This window comes from Flagellimonas flava (genome assembly GCF_050617915.1).
Taxonomy (GTDB): domain Bacteria; phylum Bacteroidota; class Bacteroidia; order Flavobacteriales; family Flavobacteriaceae; genus Flagellimonas; species Flagellimonas flava_A.
Window position 1 is genome coordinate 1 of sequence record NZ_JBODQE010000161.1, and the last position, 239, is coordinate 239.

Annotated in this window: 1 rRNA gene; it reads left to right on the top strand. The window is 55.2% G+C overall.

Features of this window, described 5'->3' with window-relative positions:
* Positions 1-239 (top strand): 23S ribosomal RNA (locus tag ACRHOZ_RS21395); the annotation flags it as partial.

Consider the following 239-nt stretch of genomic DNA (forward strand, 5'->3'; position numbering starts at 1 on the left):
GTGGCGTCGCCAGGCGCTGTGGATCCGTTGTTGAAATACCAGCCTCTGTTTGATCGGGGCCTAACCCTCCTTAGAGGGTACAGTGCGTGGTGGGTAGTTTGACTGGGGTGGTCGCCTCCAAAAGAGTAACGGCGGCTTCTAAAGGTGCCCTCAATACGGTTGGCAATCGTGTGGAGAGTGCAATGTCACAGGGGCGCTTGTCTGTGAGACATACAGGTCGAACAGGTAGGAAACTAGAG